Source organism: Nitrospinaceae bacterium (genome assembly GCA_018669005.1).
Classification (GTDB): domain Bacteria; phylum UBA8248; class UBA8248; order UBA8248; family UBA8248; genus UBA8248.
Genome location: JABJAL010000072.1, coordinates 134,339 through 155,621 on the forward strand (window position 1 = coordinate 134,339; position 21,283 = coordinate 155,621).

The window sequence follows — 21,283 nt, forward strand, 5'->3', positions numbered from 1 at the left end:
CCTATTCTTTCTGCGCTGATTCCGGGCCACTTTGAAGATATTCCCTGAGGGAGGCAATCTGCTCAGGCCGCCCCATTGCGTACAGAGTGTCTCCTATCTGAATAATGTGGTCGGCTCCGGGATTAAAGGTCATCTCCCCATCTCTTTTGGATGCCAATATATATACCCCGGTTTCCTGTCCGATGTTCGAGCACCTTAGGTTCTGGTCGCCCCATGAAGATGTGTCAGATATGACGGTTTCCTCGAAATCCCAATCCTTGGATGTGTATCCTGCAATCGTGTCGAAAAAATTCGCCAGCTTGGGTCGCAGGACGGATTCGGCCATGCGTAGCCCACCCATTGTATATGGAGAAATAACGCGGTTGGCCCCCGCAGCTTGGAGTTTCGGAATTGCGCTGTCTCTGACGGCACGGGCCACCACGAAGAGATCTGAATTGAGGCGTTTGGCCGACAAGGCGACGAATACGTTCTCCGCGTCTGAGGGCATGGAGCTTATGAGCCCCACGGCGCGCTCCACCCCGGCTTCGATGAGGGTGGCATCGCTCGTGGCGTCACCGACGACGACCGGGATGCCATCATCGATAAGTTCCGCCGCTTTATCCGGGTTGTTTTCAATGACCGCATAGGGGCGGTTTTCGCGCCTGAATTCGCGGCAGATAACGAATCCGATGCGCCCGTAACCGCAAACGATATGATGTCCTTTTAGTTTATGAATTTCGCGCACTCTTTTTCGCCTCCCCAATATTTGACGGACGCGCCCCTCGATCATGATCTCGGCGATGCCAGCCATGACATAGAAAACCGCTCCGACACCTAGCAACAAAAGAACGGCAGTGAATAATCTTCCGTTGGAGCTTAGTGGATGAACTTCCTGATAGCCGACAGTCGTGATGGAGATGATGGTCATATAAAAGGCTTCATTCAGCGACCACCCTTCAATTAGGGCGTAGCCGGTTGTACCAAATACGGTGATTCCAAGAAGAATTGCGGTGAAATATAAGAATTTCATGGGCCCAGTTTCCTTCCCGAACCAAAGGTTTTTGGAACGGGCATTATACGACCAGAATCTGCTATGGCGAGTGCCTTTAAGTTAAAAGTGGAGGGCCCTAAAGAATTTGGAAACCGAGCAATTTTTAGCCCAACAATGAGAATATCTCATTTCCCAGCCGAGAGCGGGCTTCATCCAAAACCGGGAGGACAGCTTTCTTGAATGCCTCGCGCTCCTCTGAGGTAAGGCTAATGACCTCGATGCCCTCTTCAAGCATCTGGACACGCAGTTCCTCTTCTTTGGCAAAAGCCGACTGGCGTTGCACCTGGATCGCCTCACAGGCCGATTTTCGGACTGCGAGTTGTACGCTCTCGGGCCAGGAGTCAAAGCTGTCTTTGTGTGTATAAAGGCCTCTGGCACCGAAAAAATGTCCGCTCATGGTGACGTGGTTGTGATGTTTGTCTACGCCGTAGGTGACGGTGTTTGCCAGTGGATTTTCTTGGGCATCTACATCGTGAGAAACAATTTTTTCTATGCCCTCTTTCAAGTCGACAGCAACCGGCACTGCTCCAAGCATCTCGAATGTTTTGATGTGAACTTCGTTGGGCTGAAGACGAACGCGCATATCTTTGCAGTCGGCGGGGGAGCGGACCGGACGAAGGCGATTTGATAAATGGCGGAAGCCGTTGTCCCAGTAGCCGAGCACCCGGTACCCCGTCCGATTTTCAGTTTTTTCGGTCAGGTAATCTCCGAGTGCACCATCGAGAGCGGCGTGGGCAGCAGCTTCGTTTTCGAACACGAATGGCAGATCGATGATCTCAAGTTCGGGTACGCGGCTAGTCACATAACTGGTGGAAAAATAACACATCGTAAGAAGGCCGCACTCGACCATTGAGAGAAGATCGTCAGCACGGTATCCGAAATCGAGAACGTTCCAGAATAGATCGACGGTGACTTCGTCTCCGAGTTGTTTTTCGAGAGATTCTTTGAAATGAACGGAAGCCAGGCTATGGGTAGAATCGGGGGGCGAATAGCCGCCGAGGCGAATAATGATATTTTCAGACATAAGAAAATCCTTTCAATAATTAAAGCCGAATATGGCAAAACGGAAGGCTATCATATTGAAAATAAGGGTGTCTTCACCTAGAGGCGTATGTGTGGAACTGTATTGTTTTTAGATAGTTGCGAATTTGTTTGCTGTATGTTCGTGCTCTTGGGAGCCCCATGTCCCTTGACGCTCTCTCATCTATTAGGCATGTTTCGGACCTGATTTTTAGGGGTCTGTTTCGTGTTTGTGAAGGAGTTTAAATATATGGCAACTCTTCAAGAGCAACTCTTCGTACAAGTCGCCACCCGATCTTTGAATAACCTGGCCAAAAATCTTCAGAAAAAATATGAGCCTAAAAAAGGAGATAGGTTCAGCACTAAGGGAATTACTTACGAAATTGGTCCTCCAAAATACGTGGAAGACGGAATTCGATTCGAGATAAGTAGCAAGATTCCGGGCGATGAATTTCCCACTGATTACAATCAAGCCCAATATTTTGAGGAAATCGAAAAGGTTTGCCGCAATTCCGAGAAAAAGCCTTCTTCCTCTGACATGGAAAATATTATTCGCGAAACGCGTGACCAGGAACGCAAGGAGCGCGATTATGTGAAGCTGGCTTATCAGTATTCGAAAAACGAGCTTTACGATGAAGGCGAGATTGTAAAAGAAGTCGAGGATTATGCGAAAAATCCCGACAAAGAATTGCCGCCTGCGGTCTCGGGCGCTAACACGCTGGCTGCTCGCCTGATTCTCAGTAAACTTGAGGGTAGCATACTTGGTTCTGCCGAAAAAAATATCGAAGACTTAATCAAAGCAAACGAAATCGTTCGTTCCGAGTTAAAGAAGCTTAAAAAAGCGTAACATTTCAACTTTTAGGCTGAGATTATAGGTTCGCAAAAGTAGCTCTAGGCCAATATTTTGAGCGCCCCGCTCTTTTTGAGTTGGGGCGCTTTTTTTTCTGGCGCTGGCTGTCATTTCCTTGGATTTTGCAACTAATAATTTACTCTAAATCCCTGCGTGACCTCGCAATCGGTTTCATGTAAATTTTATTGGATTAAGGTTTTAGCGTCCGCCTGCCTAAATGTTCTCTCCGAGTGGCCAAACTGTGTACGATATAATATTTCATGAAGCAACTATTTTTGATGGAAGCGGTGATTCTCCTTTTATCGGTAATCTGGCGATAGAGGGGGATTCGATTGCGGCCGTAGGGCCCACTTCACTATCGGGGGCTCGCCGGGATATTGATGCCGCTGGTATGGCTCTTTCGCCCGGTTTTATCGATATACATGGCCATTCCGATTATTACCTTTTAATGAACCCCACCGCCGAAGCGAAAGTTCGCCAGGGCGTAACTACCGATGTTGGTGGCAATTGTGGCTACGCGGCAGCGCCCATCGGCGGGCTTGAGGTCGAGGAGCGGCGCGAGTTTTATAGAGAGCAGTTTGGCCTCGAAATTCCTTTTCTACGGTTGGACGAGTATTTGAACCACGTCGAAAGCGTGGGTGTGTCGGTAAACTATGCTCCTTTGATCGGCCATAACACGATTCGAGCCAGTGTTATGGGCGGAAGCGATCGTGTTGCCAGCCCGGACGATCTCGCCCAGATGGATCGAATGGTGGATGAAGGGATGCGTGATGGCGCGTTCGGTATTTCAACCGGATTGGTGTATGCCCCGGCCTGTTTTGCCGATAGGGAAGAATTGACGGCGCTATGCCGGACCTCGGCGCGGTATGGTGGCCTGTTTGCTACGCATATGCGAAGCGAGGGGGTCCAACTTCTTGAGGCGATAAATGAAGTTATCGGTATTGCCCGTGATGCGGAACTTCCTCTTCAGATTAGCCACCTGAAAACTGCGGGTGAGAAAAACTGGGACAAGCTGGATGCTGCATTTGAGCTGATTGAGGGGGCGCGCTCGTTGGGGCAGGACGTTACCTGTGATCGCTATCCCTATATTGCGTCGAATACTCATCTAAGTGCGCTGCTCCCTGATTGGGTACATAATGGCCAGACGGATGAGAAGATTGCCCGGCTTCAAGATTCTGAGACCCGAATTCGAATTTGCTCGGAACTCAAGGAAAAGTATCCGGATCCGATTTATTGGAATCGGGTTTTAATCAGTCGCGTTCTAACGGATGAAAATCGTTTTTGTGAAGGCATGACTGTTGGGAAACTCGCAGAGAAAAGAAGGGTTGAACCAGTCGAGGCTATGATGGATCTTCTCGTCGATGAGAAGTTGACTGTCGAGATCCTGATTTTCATGATGAGCGAGAAGAATATGCGCCGCGTTCTAGAGAAGCCTTATGTCATGGTCGGCTCCGATTCTGCCGCTTTGACCCACGAGCCTCCGCTGGGGGCTGGAAAGCCCCATCCCAGAAATTTCGGCACATTTCCTGCGGTGCTGGGAAATTTTTCGAGGGACGAAGGGTTGTTTTCTCTGTCCGAGGCGATTCGGAAGATGACTTCTGCGCCCTGTGATCGGTTAGGTATAAAAAATCGGGGAAGACTTGCTGCCGGAATGAAAGCAGATGTTGTTTTGTTCGACCCCGAGAAAATTCGAGACACGACCACCTATGAGTCGCCAGTGTCTTATCCGTCCGGTATTGAAATGGTTCTTGTGAACGGAGTTGTTGTTATAGATAGTGGGGAACATACGGACGCTCGCTCAGGGTGTGCGCTACGAAGGCAGGGTTGAAATAATGGATCTATATTCTAGTTTGGGTCTGGTCGCCGCGATGGCTTTAAGCGCCCTTGTGGCTGTGTGGCTTTTGTATAAACGCTCGCGCAGGGATGAATTTCCCGAGGAGACCTGGGACCCCTATATCGCGCAAAAAAACAGGGAAGATGGAGACGCTTATCTTGATGTGGAGGATATTTCTGGAGTTCCACAGAGCGCGGGCCCAACCACCGTATCGCACCGTCTGATGGCGTTCGGAGAGAACCCTGGTCAAAAAACTACAGAAGATAAATTCCAAGAAGAGCCTGCATCGAAAGAAAACCAGGGCGAGTCTGAAATGGGTGAGCAGGTTGAGTTGCTTGCGGGAGAGCCACAACCTCTAACGGATAATGAGCAAGACGACTACGGGGCGGAGCCGAACTTAATGTCTGAAGTTTCGCCGGCTCAAGAAGGCTCCTCTTCAAGCGAGTCGTTGTTCGATTCACTGCCGCCTCTTGATGAGGCACCTACTAAAGCTCCTACTGAATCTACTTCGGGTGAATCGTTGTTCGATTCACTGCCGCCTCTTGATGAGGCACCTACTAAAGCTCTTGCTGAATCTACTTCGGGTGAATCGTTGTTCGATTCACTGCCGCCTCTCGATGAGGTACCTACCAAGGCTCCTGTTGAAACCTCTTCGGGTGAATCGTTGTTCGATTCACTGCCGCCTCTCGATGAGGTACCTACCAAGGCTCCTGTTGAAACCTCTTCGGGTGAATCGCCATTCGATGCTCTCGTTGCCCCCAAGGATGTGCCTTATCGCCATACGGTGGCAGAGTTGATGGGTGTGGGTGTAATTAATTTTTCACCGAACACCGAGGCCGATTTGGCTGTGGCGAATGAAGAAGAGCGAGGCGATTCTTTATCTGACCCCTCGCCTTCGATGAGTTCGAACGAAGAAAGTAGCGTTTACGGCGGGGCGGAGTCGGAATCTTCTGAGGCTGAAACTACGGAGTCTAATGAAGAATCCTGGCCGACACCCGAAGAAGAGTTGAATCGCGATTCTTCAACGGAGCCGACGTTCTCGAGGTCTGATACCGAGCCGATTTTGCTCAGTGATGAAATTCCTCATGAAACGGAATCATCTGTCTCTCCGGCTACCGAGCCAGGGCGGGAGGAAAGCGTTCAGGATGAGGAGCCATCTTTCACGATGGAGTCTCTGACTTTTAACAACGACGAACAAGCTGCGCCTCCTGTGATGTACAAACCTGAAACATCACTACTTTCCGAAGGGGAAGATGATTCATCAGAGCCCGTGTCTTTGTCGGACGATGATAGTGATGAGTCCGTGCTGGATGAATATGTCTCCGGGATAGAGAATGAAGAGCAGCATCGAGGTGAGGAGGCGTCTTTTACGCTTGAGTCTCTGTCATTTGAGGGGGATGAGGAGAGCGAGCCTCCTGTAAGGTATGAGCCTGAAACTACTTCCTCTCCGGAGGAATATGAAGAATCACAGGAGGCGGCTTCAGTAGACGAATCTTCCCTCCTTTCTGAGAAAGAGCCCGATGGTCTGGATGAAGAAAAAGTTCAAACAATTGATGATCAGCTCCCTGCAGGGGAGCTGCCGGGCGACACCGATGTATCGCTAACATCGGAAAATGTGGAAGCCTCGGAATTCGAAAGAGGAGACTTGGATTCTGTCGAAGAGGCTCCCATGGCTTTTGATATGCCCTCCGATGGGCAAGAGTTTATTGATACTGAAGAAAAGGCACAGGAGATACCGGCTGGATTAGAAACATCAGAATCGATTCAAGACGCGGATGAAAATCATGAAGTGCCTGACTTGATTCTTGGGGAAGAATCGATTGAGCCAGAAATTGACGAGAAGCTTGAGCAGAGATTAGATGGAACTGACGATTTAATTCTCGATTCGTCGGAGATGGTGGACGAGCCCCCTGATATTACTCTGGAACCGAATGAAATAGAGGAAGAGTCTGAAGAAATTTTCGATGCGGTGGAGATGGAAGAAGAACTCCCCAAGGTAGAGACAGCGCAAGACGAGGCGATGGAGCCGCCGAAAGATGACTCGTTAGAAGGGCCGGTGTCCGAGGAGTCCATGGATGTTTTTTCTGTGCTTGAGAGTGAGCGGGCAGAGTCTTTGGTCGATATGCCGCAAGGGCCTATTGGAAATGCGGGGCTATTCGACGATGAAGAAGATGAATCGGAATTATTGAAAGGGATTAGCCCTGAGGTTGAATCGGGGAAAATTCTTCAAGGAATGGATTCTGTCGTTGGCGATGAAGAAGAAGATGCCGCTCATGATATTGGCGGAGATACATTTGCCGATGAAAGTGTTTTTGAGCCTCTTTCTCCTGTGGAAGAGAAGCTAACTATCGAGCCTCTTTCAGGGAAATCGATGTATGAGATAGTGAAAAAATTTGTTTCCCTTTATTGTTCGAATAATCTCCTTTTGCTCGAGGAGCAAAGCGAATCATATCCGAAAGAAATCGAAGAAATAGCCAAAGCTGGCTGGGACGATATTTGTGCGCGCTTGGAGATGCGTAAAGAAATTGAGGCGGAAGAGTATCTTCGGATTGGGATAATGGAACACATGTTAGGTCATTATGACATCGCCCTTGTTCATTTTAAAGAGGCGCTCCGCCGTGCGGAGAAAATGGGTCCTGTTTTGAATGCCCTTGGTGTGACTAGTTTTAGCCGGGAGAAAATTGATCCGGGCATATCCTATTTCAAGGAGGCTATCCGGGAGGCGGGTACGGATGTTGCTCTATTGGCGGCGTCTAATAGAAATTTGGCGATTCTTTATCAGTCGAAGGGCGATCTCGAAAATGCTGCGGTGTCTGTTGTTTCTGCACTGAAGTGCATGGCAGAGGATGAAGATCCAGGAACCCTCGCGGGCCTATATTTTAGGGCCGGACAATTGTTCAGAAAACTTGGTGAAATTGAAAATGCCCACCATCATCTATCAGAATCCACTCATTTGTATCTTCGTGCTGGAGACGATGAGGCACGGACTCGCTCGTTGGTCGCACTTTCCTCGACGCAGACGGAAATGGGTGAATATGATGGCGCTTTAAAAAATCTGGATGAGGCCGTGTTGTTGTGCCGAAATTCAGGAGACAAGGCAGGAGAAGCGCTCGTCGTAGGGCAAATGGGTGTAGCTTATTCCGATCAAGATCAATATACGCGCGCCCTGGAATGTTACGAAAAGGCGATAATCTTGAATCGCTCGCTGGGAAATCGAAAAGGGGAAGGTGCGAATCTCAGCAATATTGGGAATATTCATTATTTCCGTGGCGATCTTGAAGAGGCTTTGAGTGCTTATGAGGAAGCGCTTGAGATTAACCGAGAACAAGAGCACATCATCGGGCAGGCGACAATATTGGGAAACCTGGCGCGTATTTATATCGAAATGAAGATGTTTCCGGATGCCACTGAAAGGCTGCGGGAGTCGCTTGAAATGTTCAGGTCGGTCGGAGCGCAAACCCAGATGAAAAGCATTCAAGAATTAATCGAAGAGTTGGGAGCTGAACAAGAATAAAATTCACTTCAACTGAAAATCAATTGTCGGCTTGCTCGTCCATGTCCCTAAGTTTTTTGGAAAGCTCTTTAGCCAGATGCGATGCAACCTTAAAACCCAAAGAAGGAAAAGTGTCTACAAGCGTGTCGCGCTCTAGAGAAAACAGAAGGGTTGGCCTGATCGCCCTGGCGGTGGCATTTCGGGGTTGCTCTTCCAGTACGGCCATTTCTCCGAAACACTGACCTTGTTTGAGTCTTGAGAGTTCTGTTTCTTTTCTTACAATAGAAACATTTCCGAAAATAATCATGTAAAAACAATTTCCTGTATCGCCCTGTTCAAAAATTGTTTGGCCGGGTTCGTAGGAGCGACGGCCACATAACTTCAGAATTGATACAATCTCCCGATCATCCATTTCCGAGAAAAATGCATAATTTCCTCGAAGTTTTTTGATCAAGGTACTCAAACAAGGCTTGCCCTCTTTGGTTAACTGAAATCCCATAAATTTTTGAGGGATATCGCCTTGGGATATTTCTTCTGATTTGGTCTTTTCTCTCACCATGCTCATTTGGATTCTCTTTTGTGTAAATTTACTGGGAAAAATCTAATTGACTATGATTAATATGTGTCTATGGATTGAGGTATGCATTCCGAATGGTGTAACCGGCATCACAATTTATGGAGTTAGGTTTAAATTTTTGATTTTTTGACTTCTAATTGATTTACTTGTCGTTGAAGTTTTTTTATGGTTTCGTTCGCATCTCGAAGTTTTTCTGAGAGTTGGCGTGCGATGCCTTCCATCACCTTGTTGGCAAAACTTGGCATGCTCGAATGAAGAACACCTCGCGAAATAGAAAATAGTAAAGTGGGAGAAGCAACCATGGCAGATGCTGTTCGCCGGGTGTTGTCGAGTAAAGCCATTTCACCGAAAACGGTCCCTGGGCCCATTCTCGCCACTTCCTTTTCGCCTACTGTGATAATGACTTCACCGGATACCACGAGAAAAAATTCGTTGCCATTGTCGCCTTCCCTGAATATCCCTTTGCCGGGTTCGTAGTTTTCTCTTTTGCATAATTTTAAAAATTGCCCTACCTCCATGTCCTCCATATCCGTAAAAAATGGATAATTCCGCTGGAGCTTGTGGATTAGATTGAGGAGAGGTTTTGGGACCGATTTTTCAAACTTGATTTTCTGGGCCATCGGATTGGGAATGAGGGGATTTGGCGCCTCGGTATTTTGTTGACCAGCTGGCATATTCAATTTCCAATTCTCCCGATGGGAAAAGCACTAAAGCCCCGGTGCAAATTGAAATTCATCCTCGCTCCGGGAGGTAGATATAAATCTTTTATTACCCCAGCAAAATCAACCAGTCAGTAATTTACCTTAACCTGAAGAAATATTCTAAGGGAAGTAATAGCCCAAGTTGTAGTATTTGAATATTGAACGACACAAAAGAAATGAATTGCCCGTTTTTATTTGCCAAGTGCGAATTGTTCGGTAAGAGAGCTAATAATTAAAGCAGACTTTTTCAGTTCTTCGAGATCAATAAATTCATCTGGCCGATGTGCCTGCTCGATGCTGCCAGGCCCAAGCAGGTAACATTGTTGATTCCCCGTTCGTGCAGCGGCGAGCCCTGCATCAGAGTAATAGCTGACACCCGCCGGAACGGGATTTACTCCCGTAGATTCAGAGATGGCCCTGCAGAAGATTTTTGCGTTATCCGTTTGCAGGCTGGAGAGTATGGGGGGGCGGTCTACCGAGAGCGAATTGATCTGTGCTGAGGTGCCGGGAACAGATTGACATGCCTCAGTTGCAATTCCTTCGAGCAGTTCCCGTACTCCGGTAACGGACAAAGGGGGAACAAAACGAACATCCACCTCAATCCGGCAAGCATCAGGAACAATGTTGGTTTTACTGCCGCCATCGATGACGCTTGTCACGATGGTGGTTTTGCCGAGCAACTCATTAGTATTGCTCATTGAGGCGGCAGCCTCTTCAAGACGAATCAAAGTTTGAGCAGCTGCCTGTATGGCATTGGCGCCCATTTGCGGCGCGGCGGCGTGAGCGCTTTTGCCTGAAAAAACGATTTCATACCAAAGAGCGCCTTTTTGAGCGGTTTTTAGCTCAAGGCTTGTGGGCTCACACGCGATGACAATATCTTCTTTCTTGATTCGACCTAGCTCAACGGCTTTTGACACTCCTTGCATCCAGGAGCACTCCTCGTCTACGACAAGACATGCCCTGATGGAACGATTGAGGCGAGCGCCGCCATCGAGTTTCATTTTTAAATTTTTTATGGCGATCAAGCTTGCCGCCAAGCCGCCTTTCATATCGCATGAGCCTCGGCCCCAGAGTTTTCCTTCTGATATTTCTGCGGAAAAGGGGTCTTTTGTCCAGCCATCGCCAGCGGGGACAGTATCCATATGGTTTAGGTAAACGAGCGTTGGCGCATCGGGGTTGGCACTCAATTTGGCAATAATGTTTTGGCGTCCATCGACAACATCGTCACGCTCGACATCAAGACCAAGATTTTTTAAGTAGTCCTCAGTGCGGTCAGCCATGCCCGCTTCTGTGCCGCCGGGGTTCTCGCTCCGGATTCGGATTAGTTCTTGTGTAAGGGTGACAGTTTCGTCAACAAGTGCATTATCCATTATGCCCCTTCGTTTTTAGCGGCTACGTTGTTATTGATGACACCCTTACAAATTAAAGCACGGAAAGATAATTTTTGCCGGGGGTAATATTCCCGAGGACCACGGCGTGGCTAGCTCCGGTGGCGGCGGGTATATTGGCCGGCTCGCCCCGTAGTGTCGCCCAGGCTAGAAGAGCGAAGGATACGGCTTCCACCGCGTTGGGGTCTATTTCGTGGACGGCGCTAGATACGACAGGAATCGGGTCCAGCCCTTCTTGTAAATAGCGCATCATGGATTTGTTGTGTACGCCGCCACCTCCGGCGATGATCTCTTTGGGAGGCGCATCTGTGGGAAAGTAATTATTGACGGCTTTGATGATACATCTGGCAGAGAAGGCTGTCAGTGTAGCCATTTGGTTCTCATCGCTCTCGCCGAGCGAGGCGAGTATATCGATAGTATCGCTAAGGAAAGTTTCTCCAAAAGTTTCGCGACCGGTGCTTTTCGGGGGACGAAGTTTCAGATAAGGATGCTCCATCAACGAGGCGAGAGCTTTTTCGTTAATTTGCCCCCGAGCGGCAATCTCACCCCCGAGGTCAAACTGCGCTTTGCCGCCGGAAATTTTGTTGGCGAGGGTATCGAGGGCCATATTGGCTGGCCCGGCGTCGAACCCCATAATCCCATCTTCGCTGCTGGGGGGGATGTAGGTGATATTCGAGATGCCCCCGAGATTCAAAAAAGCGCAGGGATAGTTGGAATTCTCGAAAAGGGTGCGGTGGGCCCACGGCGTAAGCGGAGCACCCATTCCGCCGGCAGCAACATCTCTAGATCGAAAATCCGAAATGATTGTGCTGCCTGTTTTTTCGGCAATGATGGACGGATCGCCGATTTGAAGGGTAGATGGCAGCAATGCCCCTTGAGAGTTTTTGCCTCCCTTCGGCAGGTGCCGCACGGTCTGGCCGTGACTTCCCATGAAGTCCACCTGGTTTGGCGTCATGTGGTGTTTTTTGATAATGGCGAGTGCCGCCTCGGCGAATACTTCGCCAACCTCGCGGTGAAGGGAGCATATTTCCTCGGTGTTAACTCCCGGATCTCCACATGCTTCAAGTACACGGCGACGAATTTCATCAGAATACGGATAGGATTTAAATTCAAGAACCTCGACATTCGAGGATGTGGGGGAGGCGGGGATTGATATTAATGCCGCATCTACACCATCTGCTGAGGTTCCTGACATTAAGCCGATAGCGGTATGGCTGTGCTTGGACGAAACATTCATTTTGTTCTCTTTTTTATTGTTGATGCTTTTTTTGGTTTTTTGTATATGCGGCGATATTCGCGAAGATAACCGAGTACTTTTTTTACATAATAGCGTGTCTCTTGATACGGAATTTTCTCGATGAATACCTCGATAGGTTCATCGCGGCGATTTTTCCACCATCGCTTTACCGGTCGTTTGCCAGCGTTGTAGCTGGCAATAGCTGGCACCAAAGCTCCCTTAAATTCTTTTACCAGGTCACCCAGATAGCGAGCTCCCAGGCGGACATTTAGATCCGGATCGAAAAGCTTTTTATTTGACGTTAGGCGGATATTCAATTTTTTAGATAGCCGCTTGCCAGTGGCGGGCATCAATTGCATTAGTCCAATGGCGCCAGCGCGAGAAAAAGCATTTCGGTGAAATAGACTTTCTGCCCGAATGATAGCGCTGACCAACAGCGGGTTGGCCTCTCCTTTTTTTCGTGTTTTCCTGTGAATCGGAAACGCAATTTTCCAAAAGTCCATCGGGAGATCTTTGCCGCCGCCCCTGACGGCATCCCAAAAAGATTCGTGCATGATCCTGATCGCCATATCGTGCCGCTCGGCTTCAAGGTATGAGCGAGCGGCCTTTAGTCTGAAGTAAGGCGAGCCCCTAAGGTGCTTAAATTCCTCGGCTGCCAACTTGTGAAAGCCCATGGAAGACAAAAGCTCGGCAGCACGCCACCTGTTTAAAAATGCGCCTCCGGCAATATTTTTAGGGGGGCGGAGCCAATTTTTATAGCCTGTTGTCGGGAGAGAGATTTGTTTGGGCGGAAATCCGGTTCGCCGTCCAATGCGGCGAAGAGCGCCCGCCGAGAGTTGTCCGTAGTAGCGGTGGCGATATATCTGAATACATTTGCGATATAAATCCTCAGCTTTTTCTCTTTCGCCTTGTCTTTCTGCGGCAACGGCACCCCAGTAAAGGGCCGAGGATATGAGCTTATGATTTGGATACTTGAGTCCCATTTCGTTGAAATTATTATAGGCTTCGAGATAATTTCCTGTGCGGTAATTTATCCAGGCGAGTTGCCATTGGGCCTTGGGTGCATTTGACGAATAGGGATGGTATTTCAAAACTTCCCGGTAGTAGTTCGATGCGGTTTCGTAATCAAGATCGTCCTCGCTAACACGGGCGAGCAGAAAGCGCGTCTTGCCTGCCCATTTGCCGCGCGGGGCTTCATCTAGAAGCTGTTTCGCCTCCATTTCGAAAGCGCCCTGATCGCGACGGCGCAAATTGTTTCTTGAAAGGTAATAGCGAACCTGGGCACGGGCAGGTGAATTTGATGGAAAAAGGGGTATCGCCCGCTCAAGTGCCCTTTGGGCATTTTTCGTTTTACGAAGAGAGTAAAGCGTGAGCGATTCATAAAGTTTAATTTCACGTTGGTGTATTGAATTGGGAAAAATTCGTTTTAAGTTCTGATAGCTCTTCAGGGCTTTTTCATAGTGATAGCGTTTTTGTAATTTCCTTGCGCGAAGAAAATGATCTCGCGGGCCAAAAGGCCTGAGGCGAGGCATTAATCCTTCGGCCAATTGTTCGGATAACTTCAATGCGCGATCTGCCTGGGAGTGTTCCGGATGGTTTGTCCAGATTCGCCTCCAAGCAGCGGCGGCGTTTCTTTTTTGCCCGGCCGAATTAAATGCTTTTGCCCGGCGGACCATAATCTCGGCGGCCCTTTCGTGTTTTGGATTATAGCGAAGAAATTCTCCCAATCGGGCGGCTGCGCGTTGGTGTTGGCCTCGCTGGGTTTCAATCGAGGCCAGTGTTTCTAAGGCATCTGGTGTGTGGATACTTCTCGGGTCTAATCGGACCATTTTTTCCAGCGATTTCCGAGCAGCCTCGTTATCATTCGCCGACATGGATGCCCTTGCCGAGAAATGCAGAATGTGAACTTTGAGAGCGGGTGCCAGATGCAGGGCTTGCTTGAAGTAAGAAACGGCATCGTGAGGACGCTTCATTTTAAGGCTGGCGTATCCGAGTAAAAATGCCCGGCGTCCGTTCCATGTCGAGGATTCTGCCTTTAATTCCGCTTCGAGTTTTTTGTAGTTTTTAGCTTTGAGAAGAAGATGGATTTTTTTTGGCAGCGAAGAGTATGTAGGTGGTTTAATTTTTGTGGCAGTTTTTTTTCTCGCGGGTGTTTTCGTCAGAGGAGGTCGAGTGGGCGAATTTTTTGTAGCGCCGAGGGACGAAATAGAATGAAAGAAGACAAGCCCAAGGCTCAGGACGAGGATGGAAATTCGTTTCGACATCAACGATTAGCTTTTGGGCGGTTGGCGTGGTTCGTCTCGGATCTAAATTCAGTACGTACCTGCTCTCTTGCTTTTTTATTAAGAAGAATATCAATGCCGGTCATTGCAAGAGATTTGGCTCCGAGTATGAGTGTTTTCCTGCCTGCCTGTCCGCCAGCCGCTTTGGCGAAAGCATGTGTGTGGGCGGATACATCCGGCGCGACCATCTTTATTTCGGGATGAATGGTAGGTGTTTTTTGGCTCGCGTTTCCTACGTCGGATGAGCCCATTTGAAGGGGGGGAAGTGGAACTGGCTCGAAGATGCCCAGGTTTTCGAGATTGTTTTTGAAAAGAGAAGCCAGCGCGGAGTTCGTTCGCATGGGTGCGTATTCAATTGGTATTTTTTTTACACGCAGTTTTGTGCCGGTGGAGCGCGCAGCGCCCCGGGCGCATTCCGTGACTCGTTTGAGGATGGCTTTAAGGCCCTCTTGTGTTTCGCTTCTGACATAAAACCAAGCGGATGCTTTCTCCGGAATGATATTGGGTGCTTGCCCGCCTTCGGTGATAACCCCGTGGATTCTGTCGCTCTGGAGTATCTGCTGTCTCAGGGCGGAAATGGCGTTGAATGTGGCGATTACACCATCAAGCGCGTTAATGCCCTTTTCTGGCGCCGCCGAGGCATGGGAGGTTTTGCCGTAGAAATTGAACCTGAGTTCAGCCAGCGCTAAGAAATTCACTTCGGAGCGGGTTTCCGAGGAGGGGTGCATCATCATATTGGCGTCAATTCCTTGGAATAGCCCTTTGTCCGCCATGATGACTTTCCCGCCGCCGCCCTCTTCGGCCGGTGTCCCGAGAACCTGCACCTCGCCTGTCTCTGGCTTGAGAATGTTGGCGAGGGCGGCCCCGGCCCCGGCGCTGGCCATGGCGATCAGGTTGTGGCCGCATGCGTGGCCCAGGCCCGGTAAGGCATCGTATTCAGACATATACGAGACAGCAGGTTTATTTTTACCCTTGGCCGGGCGAATTGCTCTAAATGCTGTAGGCAGGCCGGCAACGCCTCGTTCAAGCTGAAAACCCTGCTCTTCGAGGAATTGTGTAATTTGAGCCGATGAGCGTTTTTCCTCAAAGGCGATTTCAGGATGTTTGTGGAGGTCGAGCGAAAGCTTCCAGAGAAGGGGAGCAATGTTGTCGATATATTCTTTGGCGGCTGCTTTTGCACGATCAAGATTCATCATAGATGAGCCTGCAGGCGGATAGAGAGTCCAATTATCACCGGAGCTTAGAATTGATGTCAACGATTCGTTGAAAACATCTGTATTGACGATGTTTTTTAAAAAAGCAATACTTCCTCTATCCGCCCTGGAGATAGGTCTTGCAGTTTATCCTCACCCCTGCTTTAGCGATTGGCGAGAGTGCCGCGATGGCATCTCAAGAGTTGGATGTCTGGAGCCTTGCCTTTGGCTCCAAGGGTATCGTTTTCTTTGTTTTGCTCATTTTGATTTTCTTCTCTCTTGCCTCGTGGGCGGTTATTATTTGGAAGTTTATCGAGCTCAAAAGGGCCAAGAATGCTTGTGATGAATTTTTAACGGCATTCTGGCAGGCCAAGCGCCTGGATCAGCTCTACGAAGAAGCTGCTTCTGTTGAAGGAAATCCGGTAGTAGAGGTATTTGCGGCGGGCTACCGTGAAGCGGAGCATGTTTTGCAGGTGAGGTCGAAAAATACCTCGGTCGAATCCTCCGTCCTATCGGCGGAGCTCTCGGGTGTCGAAAGCGTGGAGCGTGCGCTTCGCCGGGCGGCTAATCATGAAATATCAAATCTAGAGCGTCTTATTACGTTTCTCGCTACGACTGCCAGCGCCACTCCGTTTATCGGACTTTTTGGAACGGTCTGGGGGATCATGAATTCATTTCGGAATATTGGTAGCCAGGGCGCTGCGGGTTTGGCTGTCGTGGCCCCTGGCATCAGCGAGGCCCTCATTGCGACGGCGCTTGGCCTTGCCGCGGCTATCCCTGCCGTTATTGCCTATAACCATTTCCAGAATCAGATTAAAGTTCTTTCGGACGATATTGAAAATTTCACTGCAGATTTCCTCAATCTTGTTGGCCGCCATTTTATGAGTATGTAAAAAACGGAGAAAATTTTGGCCGCTCACATCAGCCGTGGCGGAGGTTCTCGCCTGTCGGACATCAACGTTACGCCACTTGTGGACGTGATGCTCGTCCTGCTGATTATTTTCATGGTGACCGCTCCGATGCTTCAGCAGAGCCAGAGCCAGGTAAATGTCGATTTGCCCAACGTGTTAGCCTCTCCGGCTACAGCGGCTGAGGATGCCGTCATTATTACGGTCGATCTCAATAGCCGTGTTTTTATAAATGACAGTCAGGTGCAGCCAGCGGACCTTGGCGAAAAACTATCTGTTTTATTCAAAAGCCGTTCAAAAAAAGAGATTTTCTTGAGGGCCGATCAAAATGTACCTTATGGCGAAGTAGTCAAAACGATGGCTGTTATTCGTAAAGCGGGCATTACCCGTCTTAACATGGTGACGGAATCGCTTAAATCGAAAAGCAAAAAAACCTCATCCCGGCGTTGAGTCTGGTCTTCTAGCTATGAGCGAGAATCCCCCCTTACATTTTTCGAGCGATATGCCCGATCAGGGTAATTCGCAGCACTTATCTGGGGAATCTCCTTCGAGGAAAGTCGAACGCTCTCTTTTCCGAGACAAAAGATTTAGGTGGGCGTGGGGTATTTCGTTTTTTTTGCATGTGGTGATTTTTGGTGCTGCGGCGTGGTCCCCTTCGTCAGCGGATTACCGATTCTATGGTAGCGGAACAGCGGTAAGCCTGGTTGGTGCGGATGAAATACCGGGTGGCTCAGCCCGAGGAAAGTCTGGAGATAGGCCCGAGGATGTTCAGACTTCACCGGCCAGAGGCGGCAGGAATATAAAAAAAGTCACAACCCCGACAAAGAAAAAAGCAAAAAGAAAAATTAAACGAACAAAGAAAAAACCATCGAGCAAGAAAAAATCTCGGAAGTTGGCGATCAAGAAAAAAAAGAAGAAGATAAGCAAAAGTCGGCAGGCGAGGCTCAAGAGAATCAAAGTCCGCCGGGAGAGGTTAAAAAAATGGCGCAGGAAACAAGCGAAGCAAAAAAAAGTTGTTAAGGAAGTTAAGCCGGCGCCTGCTAAAAAACCAGGCAAAAGTTCCGGAGGTAATCGCAAGCAGGTTTTGGCGAAGAATACGGCTGGCGAGCCCCCAAAACCCAAGACAGGATATCCGGGTGAGGGAGGCGGGGATGGTCAAGGCGGTGGCAGCCTAGGTGGTGGCAGTGGGGGTGTCGCACGGAATGATATTGAACGCTACTATGGGCTTCTGGCCGAGCGCGTGAGGAATTTTTGGACGGTGCCCCCGAATCTACCTAATTTGGAGAGCTTGAAAGTGGTTGTTATTTTCGATGTGGCCCGAGATGGAGAAATGCGTAATCTGCGCATCGAGACAACGAGTGGAAATCGAATTTATGATACGGCGGCGCTAAGGGCGGTTAAGCGCTCTGCAGATCCGGCATTGCCTGCGCCGCCGAATAGCGTGAAGGAAACGTGGTTGCCTCTTGGATTTCGTTTTTGTGGACGGAATTTCTGCCGTTAGTTGTGGTGATTGAAATGAAAAAAATTGAATTGAAAATATGGATTGAAATTTTTTGGGTGGCAAAGGTGGTCTTTGCGCTATTGCTGGTAATGCCTGGGTTATTCTTGTTTGATGGTCGCGCAGAGGCTGCGAAGTCGGGACGTGTTTTTATCGACATTTACTCGCCTAGCTCGAGGAAAATACGTCTTGCCATTCCTGAGCTTCGCCCCTTAGAGGGCGGCCGAAATCCGATTGGGCTTAAAATTGCCCAGGTCATCGAGGCTGACCTTCAGAGAAGCGGCATATTTTTTATCCGCAACAGAAAAGGGTTTCTAGAAAATCCTCTTAAGGCTGGTATTCAAAAGAAAAGCCAGCGATTTAAACAGTGGGCGAATGTCGTCAAGGTCGAAGGATTAATCAAGGGTGGCTATAAGATTCTAGGCAATTCCCTTGAAGCGGAAATGTATATGTATGACGTGGTTCGAGGTGTGCAGGAACTTGGCAAAAGATATCGTTATCCCAAATCGAACTGGAGATTGCTGGCTCATCGATTTGCCAATACTGTTTTGGAGCGTTTTACTGGTGAAAAGGGTGTTTTCGATACCCAGATCGCATTCGTCGCCAGGCGCACAATAAAGCATCGTGGTGAAATCTATATTATGGATTGGGATGGGGCCCAACTTCGTCGCGTTACGCGGAACGGGCAAGGTAATAATGCCCCGGCCTGGTCTCCCGATGGTAAGTGGCTGGCTTACTCTTCTTTTAAGTCGAGAACGCCCGGTGTTTTTATTCTCCCAACAAATGGCGGTCGTGAGTTTCGTGTAAGTTCAGGGCGTTTTCAGGCCATTGGCGGGGGTTTCTCGCCCGACAGCCGCTATTTTGCTTTTTCGCAATTGGCGGGCAGAAATTACGAGATTTATCGCTACGATATGTTTAGCCGCGTGCGAAAGCGTCTTACCAGGAATTTTGGAATCGATGTTTCCCCTGCGTTTTCTCCAGATGGCAGGAAAATTGCTTTTTCTACAGGACGCACAGGGACTCCTCAGATTTATGTAATGAACTCCGATGGTTCCAACCCAAGGCGCATTACTCAAAAAGGGACATACAACACTGAGCCAGATTGGAGCCCACGAGGAGATAGGATCGTATTTACAGGTCGGGTAACGGACGGCTCTTCCATAGATATAGTTACAATAAACCCAGATGGAAGCGATTTAAGGCGTTTGACAGGTGGACAGCGAAGAAATGAGTCGCCTTCCTGGTCGCCAGATGGCCGAAACATTGCATTTTCATCAGATCGATCGGGTCGAAAATACGTTTATGTCATGACATCGGCCGGAACCCAACTGAAACGCCTTGAACTTGGTCAGGAGCCAGCTTGGTCTCCTGCGCTTCCGTGACCAAGGTCACAATTTTATGTGATAAGGCTTGCCCCTTATCCATCAATGCCTTATACTTAAAAGTCGTGATTTCTTGGGTGATGGGAGCACGGAATTGCTCTGGGCATAGGGCATGATGTTTAGGTATCTGCCCGTGGTTTATTTTGCTTCCTACTTCGATTATGTACTGTGCAGAGGGCTGCTAGGAGGACGTTAGAATGTTTGAGATTGGAATTATTAAGCACTTTAAATTTGTAGTGGTTGGTGGCGCATTGCTTCTTACTGTTGGTTGCGCCCAGCAGACGGTGAAATCTGATGAATCTGTTGCTTCGGCTTCCTCCCCCTCTTCTGGCTCCCGCTCAGGGTCCAGTATGAAAGAAGGAAGCATGACTGAGGCTGAGCGTAGGCGTAAGAGAGATGCTTTTAAACGGTCGCTCCGAGAATTCCAGAATGCGCCAGTCTATTTTGATTTCGATAAGTCGGGAATTAGGCCCGATATGCGCCCCGTCCTTGATCGCAAGGCACAGTTTCTTCTTGATTTTCCGTCTGTTCGGATTCAAGTCGAAGGTCATTGCGATGAGCGTGGTACAGCAGAGTATAACGTAGCGCTGGGTCATCGCAGGGCTCAGCAGACGAAAGACTATCTTGTGTCCCTTGGGGTTTCGGCATCTCGTGTCGATACGGTCAGTTACGGTGAAGAGCGACCTGCCGATCCGAGGAGCCATGAATTGGCGTGGGCAAAAAATCGCCGAGCCATGTTTAATGCGATTGGCGGCATTCCTTCGGGATTGAACTAAGGTATCAATTTGCTCCGGTCTAAGGAGGCTCCCCGGCAGATTCTGCCGGGGAGCTTTTTCTTTATGTCTTCTTTAACTCGCCATTCCTTCCCTCGATTTTTCCTTCCGCTCTTTTTGTTTGCCTTGTTCGGCTGTCAAGATGTTATCCAGGGCGGAGATCAGACGTTTAGCGCTCCGGGCCCTGTTAAGAATACTTCGCGGGAAGTCGAACGTGCTAATTCGGATATTACCTCATTAGGTAGAAATCTCAGTGGGCTCAGGCGGGGACTGTCGAATCAGGAATCTCGGATTGAAGAGGTTCGAAAAGGACTGCAAACCCTAAAAGACGAGCTTGAAAAAGACAGAGAAAAAATATCTTCTGTTTCTATGAAACTGGAACAACAAATAAAAGAACTTCGCGCAAAGTTGGATACAATGGATAACGATCTGACTTTTTTAAGGTCATCAGGCAGGAATTCGGGTGCCATACCTGAGAAAGAAGAATTAGATGTCCAAATCCGTCCTGCAGGAGTTCCCGCAGGAAGTTCTCCTGCCGGCTCTTCGGCAGAAGGCGCTGCACAGCCTCAAGCATCTGTGGGTGTTTCAAAGGAAACCTTAATCGCGGCTGGGGTTCCGCAGGGTGGGTCTCGAGATGTGGTTGTTGTTGTTCCACCTGTAGGAATGCCGGCGGAAGTTCCACAACCACCAAAACCAATTACGCCAAACTCGGAAGACGAATATAATGAGGCTCTCCGAATTCTTAATGAGGAGGGAAATTTTCCTCGGGCAAGATCAGTATTTAATCGGTTTATTACAAAAAATCCAACGCATGAACGGGCTGATGACGCTCAATTTTGGATAGGTGAATCATATTTTAGGGAAAAGAATTTTGAACGAGCGATTCTCGCGTTTAACAAAGTGCAGGTAGATTATGCAAATGGAGATAAGGCACCTGATGCGCTTTTGAAAGAAGCGTTGGCGTTCTTGAATCTTGGAGATAAAGCGAGCGCGCGGGAGCTTCTAGCCCGAGTGATCCAAAAATATCCGAATTCCTCGGCAGCTGAAGCTGCATTGGAACGTTTGAAATCTTTGTAGGTGAAGTAATCAGACTCCGATAGATAAAATTAAATAGGTA

17 protein-coding genes are annotated in these 21,283 nt (G+C 48.8%); 9 read left to right on the top strand and 8 right to left on the bottom strand.

What is annotated here, in order from left to right; genetic code table 11:
- Position 1: 1 nt before the first annotated feature.
- A complete protein-coding gene (locus tag HOJ95_10270) occupies positions 2-1,009 on the bottom strand; it encodes a potassium channel protein (GenBank protein ID MBT6395080.1) in 1,008 nt (335 codons plus the stop codon).
- A gap of 124 nt (positions 1,010-1,133) precedes the next feature.
- Complete coding sequence (locus HOJ95_10275; protein ID MBT6395081.1) at positions 1,134-2,054, bottom strand: TRAP transporter substrate-binding protein; 921 nt, start codon at positions 2,052-2,054, stop codon at positions 1,134-1,136.
- Positions 2,055-2,276: 222 nt separating this feature from the next.
- On the opposite strand from HOJ95_10275, the gene HOJ95_10280 reads away from it, so the two are divergent.
- The 3 genes from HOJ95_10280 (at position 2,277) to HOJ95_10290 (ending at position 8,248) form a co-directional block, all read left to right on the top strand.
- Positions 2,277-2,897, top strand: a complete 621-nt coding sequence (locus HOJ95_10280; GenBank protein ID MBT6395082.1) for a hypothetical protein — start codon at positions 2,277-2,279, stop codon at positions 2,895-2,897.
- A 244-nt stretch (positions 2,898-3,141) separates the two neighbouring features.
- Positions 3,142-4,728: a D-aminoacylase gene (locus HOJ95_10285; GenBank protein MBT6395083.1), complete on the top strand. Its 1,587-nt coding sequence runs from the start codon at positions 3,142-3,144 to the stop codon at positions 4,726-4,728.
- 4 nt (positions 4,729-4,732) lie between these two features.
- Positions 4,733-8,248, top strand: coding sequence for a tetratricopeptide repeat protein (locus HOJ95_10290; protein MBT6395084.1), 3,516 nt, complete (start codon positions 4,733-4,735; stop codon positions 8,246-8,248).
- Positions 8,249-8,267: 19 nt separating this feature from the next.
- On the opposite strand, the gene HOJ95_10295 is transcribed toward HOJ95_10290, so the two are convergent.
- From HOJ95_10295 to HOJ95_10320, 6 genes are all read right to left on the bottom strand, one after another.
- A complete protein-coding gene (locus HOJ95_10295; GenBank protein ID MBT6395085.1) occupies positions 8,268-8,792 on the bottom strand; it encodes a cyclic nucleotide-binding domain-containing protein in 525 nt (174 codons plus the stop codon).
- Positions 8,793-8,914: 122 nt separating this feature from the next.
- A complete protein-coding gene (locus HOJ95_10300; GenBank protein MBT6395086.1) occupies positions 8,915-9,322 on the bottom strand; it encodes a cyclic nucleotide-binding domain-containing protein in 408 nt (135 codons plus the stop codon).
- Positions 9,323-9,696: 374 nt separating this feature from the next.
- Positions 9,697-10,875, bottom strand: a complete 1,179-nt coding sequence (locus tag HOJ95_10305; protein MBT6395087.1) for a M20 family metallopeptidase — start codon at positions 10,873-10,875, stop codon at positions 9,697-9,699.
- Positions 10,876-10,927: 52 nt separating this feature from the next.
- Complete coding sequence (locus HOJ95_10310) at positions 10,928-12,130, bottom strand: anhydro-N-acetylmuramic acid kinase (GenBank protein ID MBT6395088.1); 1,203 nt, start codon at positions 12,128-12,130, stop codon at positions 10,928-10,930.
- Positions 12,127-14,394, bottom strand: a complete 2,268-nt coding sequence (locus tag HOJ95_10315) for a transglycosylase SLT domain-containing protein (protein ID MBT6395089.1) — start codon at positions 14,392-14,394, stop codon at positions 12,127-12,129. The genes HOJ95_10310 and HOJ95_10315 overlap by 4 nt, the downstream gene beginning before the upstream one ends.
- Positions 14,394-15,608 (bottom strand): M20 family metallopeptidase, encoded by a 1,215-nt coding sequence (locus tag HOJ95_10320; protein ID MBT6395090.1) that lies wholly within the window; start codon positions 15,606-15,608, stop codon positions 14,394-14,396. Before HOJ95_10320 ends, HOJ95_10315 begins: the two co-directional genes overlap by 1 nt.
- A gap of 185 nt (positions 15,609-15,793) precedes the next feature.
- Between HOJ95_10320 and tolQ the strand changes: the two genes are divergently transcribed.
- The 6 genes from tolQ to ybgF all read left to right on the top strand — a co-directional run bounded on the left by tolQ (position 15,794) and on the right by ybgF (position 21,243).
- Positions 15,794-16,498: a protein TolQ gene (tolQ, locus tag HOJ95_10325; GenBank protein MBT6395091.1), complete on the top strand. Its 705-nt coding sequence runs from the start codon at positions 15,794-15,796 to the stop codon at positions 16,496-16,498.
- Positions 16,499-16,585: 87 nt separating this feature from the next.
- The gene (locus tag HOJ95_10330) at positions 16,586-16,963 is read left to right on the top strand and encodes a protein TolR (protein MBT6395092.1); all 378 of its coding nucleotides are present in this window, start codon (positions 16,586-16,588) and stop codon (positions 16,961-16,963) included.
- Between the two features lie 166 nt (positions 16,964-17,129).
- A complete protein-coding gene (locus tag HOJ95_10335; protein ID MBT6395093.1) occupies positions 17,130-18,014 on the top strand; it encodes a TonB C-terminal domain-containing protein in 885 nt (294 codons plus the stop codon).
- On the top strand, positions 17,990-19,393 hold the full coding sequence (tolB, locus tag HOJ95_10340; protein ID MBT6395094.1) for a Tol-Pal system beta propeller repeat protein TolB: 1,404 nt from the start codon (positions 17,990-17,992) through the stop codon (positions 19,391-19,393). The genes HOJ95_10335 and tolB overlap by 25 nt, the downstream gene beginning before the upstream one ends.
- A gap of 197 nt (positions 19,394-19,590) precedes the next feature.
- Entirely contained in the window at positions 19,591-20,169 is a 579-nt protein-coding gene (gene pal, locus HOJ95_10345; GenBank protein ID MBT6395095.1) for a peptidoglycan-associated lipoprotein Pal, read from the top strand.
- 63 nt (positions 20,170-20,232) lie between these two features.
- Entirely contained in the window at positions 20,233-21,243 is a 1,011-nt protein-coding gene (gene ybgF, locus HOJ95_10350) for a tol-pal system protein YbgF (protein ID MBT6395096.1), read from the top strand.
- Positions 21,244-21,283: the final 40 nt, after the last annotated feature.

Excerpts from the sequence above, each read along its gene's own strand:
- HOJ95_10270 (MBT6395080.1), bottom strand. The coding sequence starts at position 1,009 with ATGAAATTCTTATATTTCACCGCAATTCTTCTTGGAATCACCGTATTT.
- HOJ95_10275 (MBT6395081.1), bottom strand. The coding sequence starts at position 2,054 with ATGTCTGAAAATATCATTATTCGCCTCGGCGGCTATTCGCCCCCCGAT.
- HOJ95_10290 (MBT6395084.1), top strand. The coding sequence starts at position 4,733 with ATGGATCTATATTCTAGTTTGGGTCTGGTCGCCGCGATGGCTTTAAGC.
- HOJ95_10295 (MBT6395085.1), bottom strand. The coding sequence starts at position 8,792 with ATGAGCATGGTGAGAGAAAAGACCAAATCAGAAGAAATATCCCAAGGC.
- HOJ95_10300 (MBT6395086.1), bottom strand. The coding sequence starts at position 9,322 with ATGGAGGTAGGGCAATTTTTAAAATTATGCAAAAGAGAAAACTACGAA.
- HOJ95_10305 (MBT6395087.1), bottom strand. The coding sequence starts at position 10,875 with ATGGATAATGCACTTGTTGACGAAACTGTCACCCTTACACAAGAACTA.
- HOJ95_10310 (MBT6395088.1), bottom strand. The coding sequence starts at position 12,130 with ATGAATGTTTCGTCCAAGCACAGCCATACCGCTATCGGCTTAATGTCA.
- HOJ95_10315 (MBT6395089.1), bottom strand. The coding sequence starts at position 14,394 with ATGTCGAAACGAATTTCCATCCTCGTCCTGAGCCTTGGGCTTGTCTTC.
- HOJ95_10320 (MBT6395090.1), bottom strand. The coding sequence starts at position 15,608 with ATGATGAATCTTGATCGTGCAAAAGCAGCCGCCAAAGAATATATCGAC.
- tolQ (MBT6395091.1), top strand. The coding sequence starts at position 15,794 with ATGGCATCTCAAGAGTTGGATGTCTGGAGCCTTGCCTTTGGCTCCAAG.
- HOJ95_10330 (MBT6395092.1), top strand. The coding sequence starts at position 16,586 with ATGCTCGTCCTGCTGATTATTTTCATGGTGACCGCTCCGATGCTTCAG.
- pal (MBT6395095.1), top strand. The coding sequence starts at position 19,591 with ATGTTTGAGATTGGAATTATTAAGCACTTTAAATTTGTAGTGGTTGGT.
- ybgF (MBT6395096.1), top strand. The coding sequence starts at position 20,233 with ATGTCTTCTTTAACTCGCCATTCCTTCCCTCGATTTTTCCTTCCGCTC.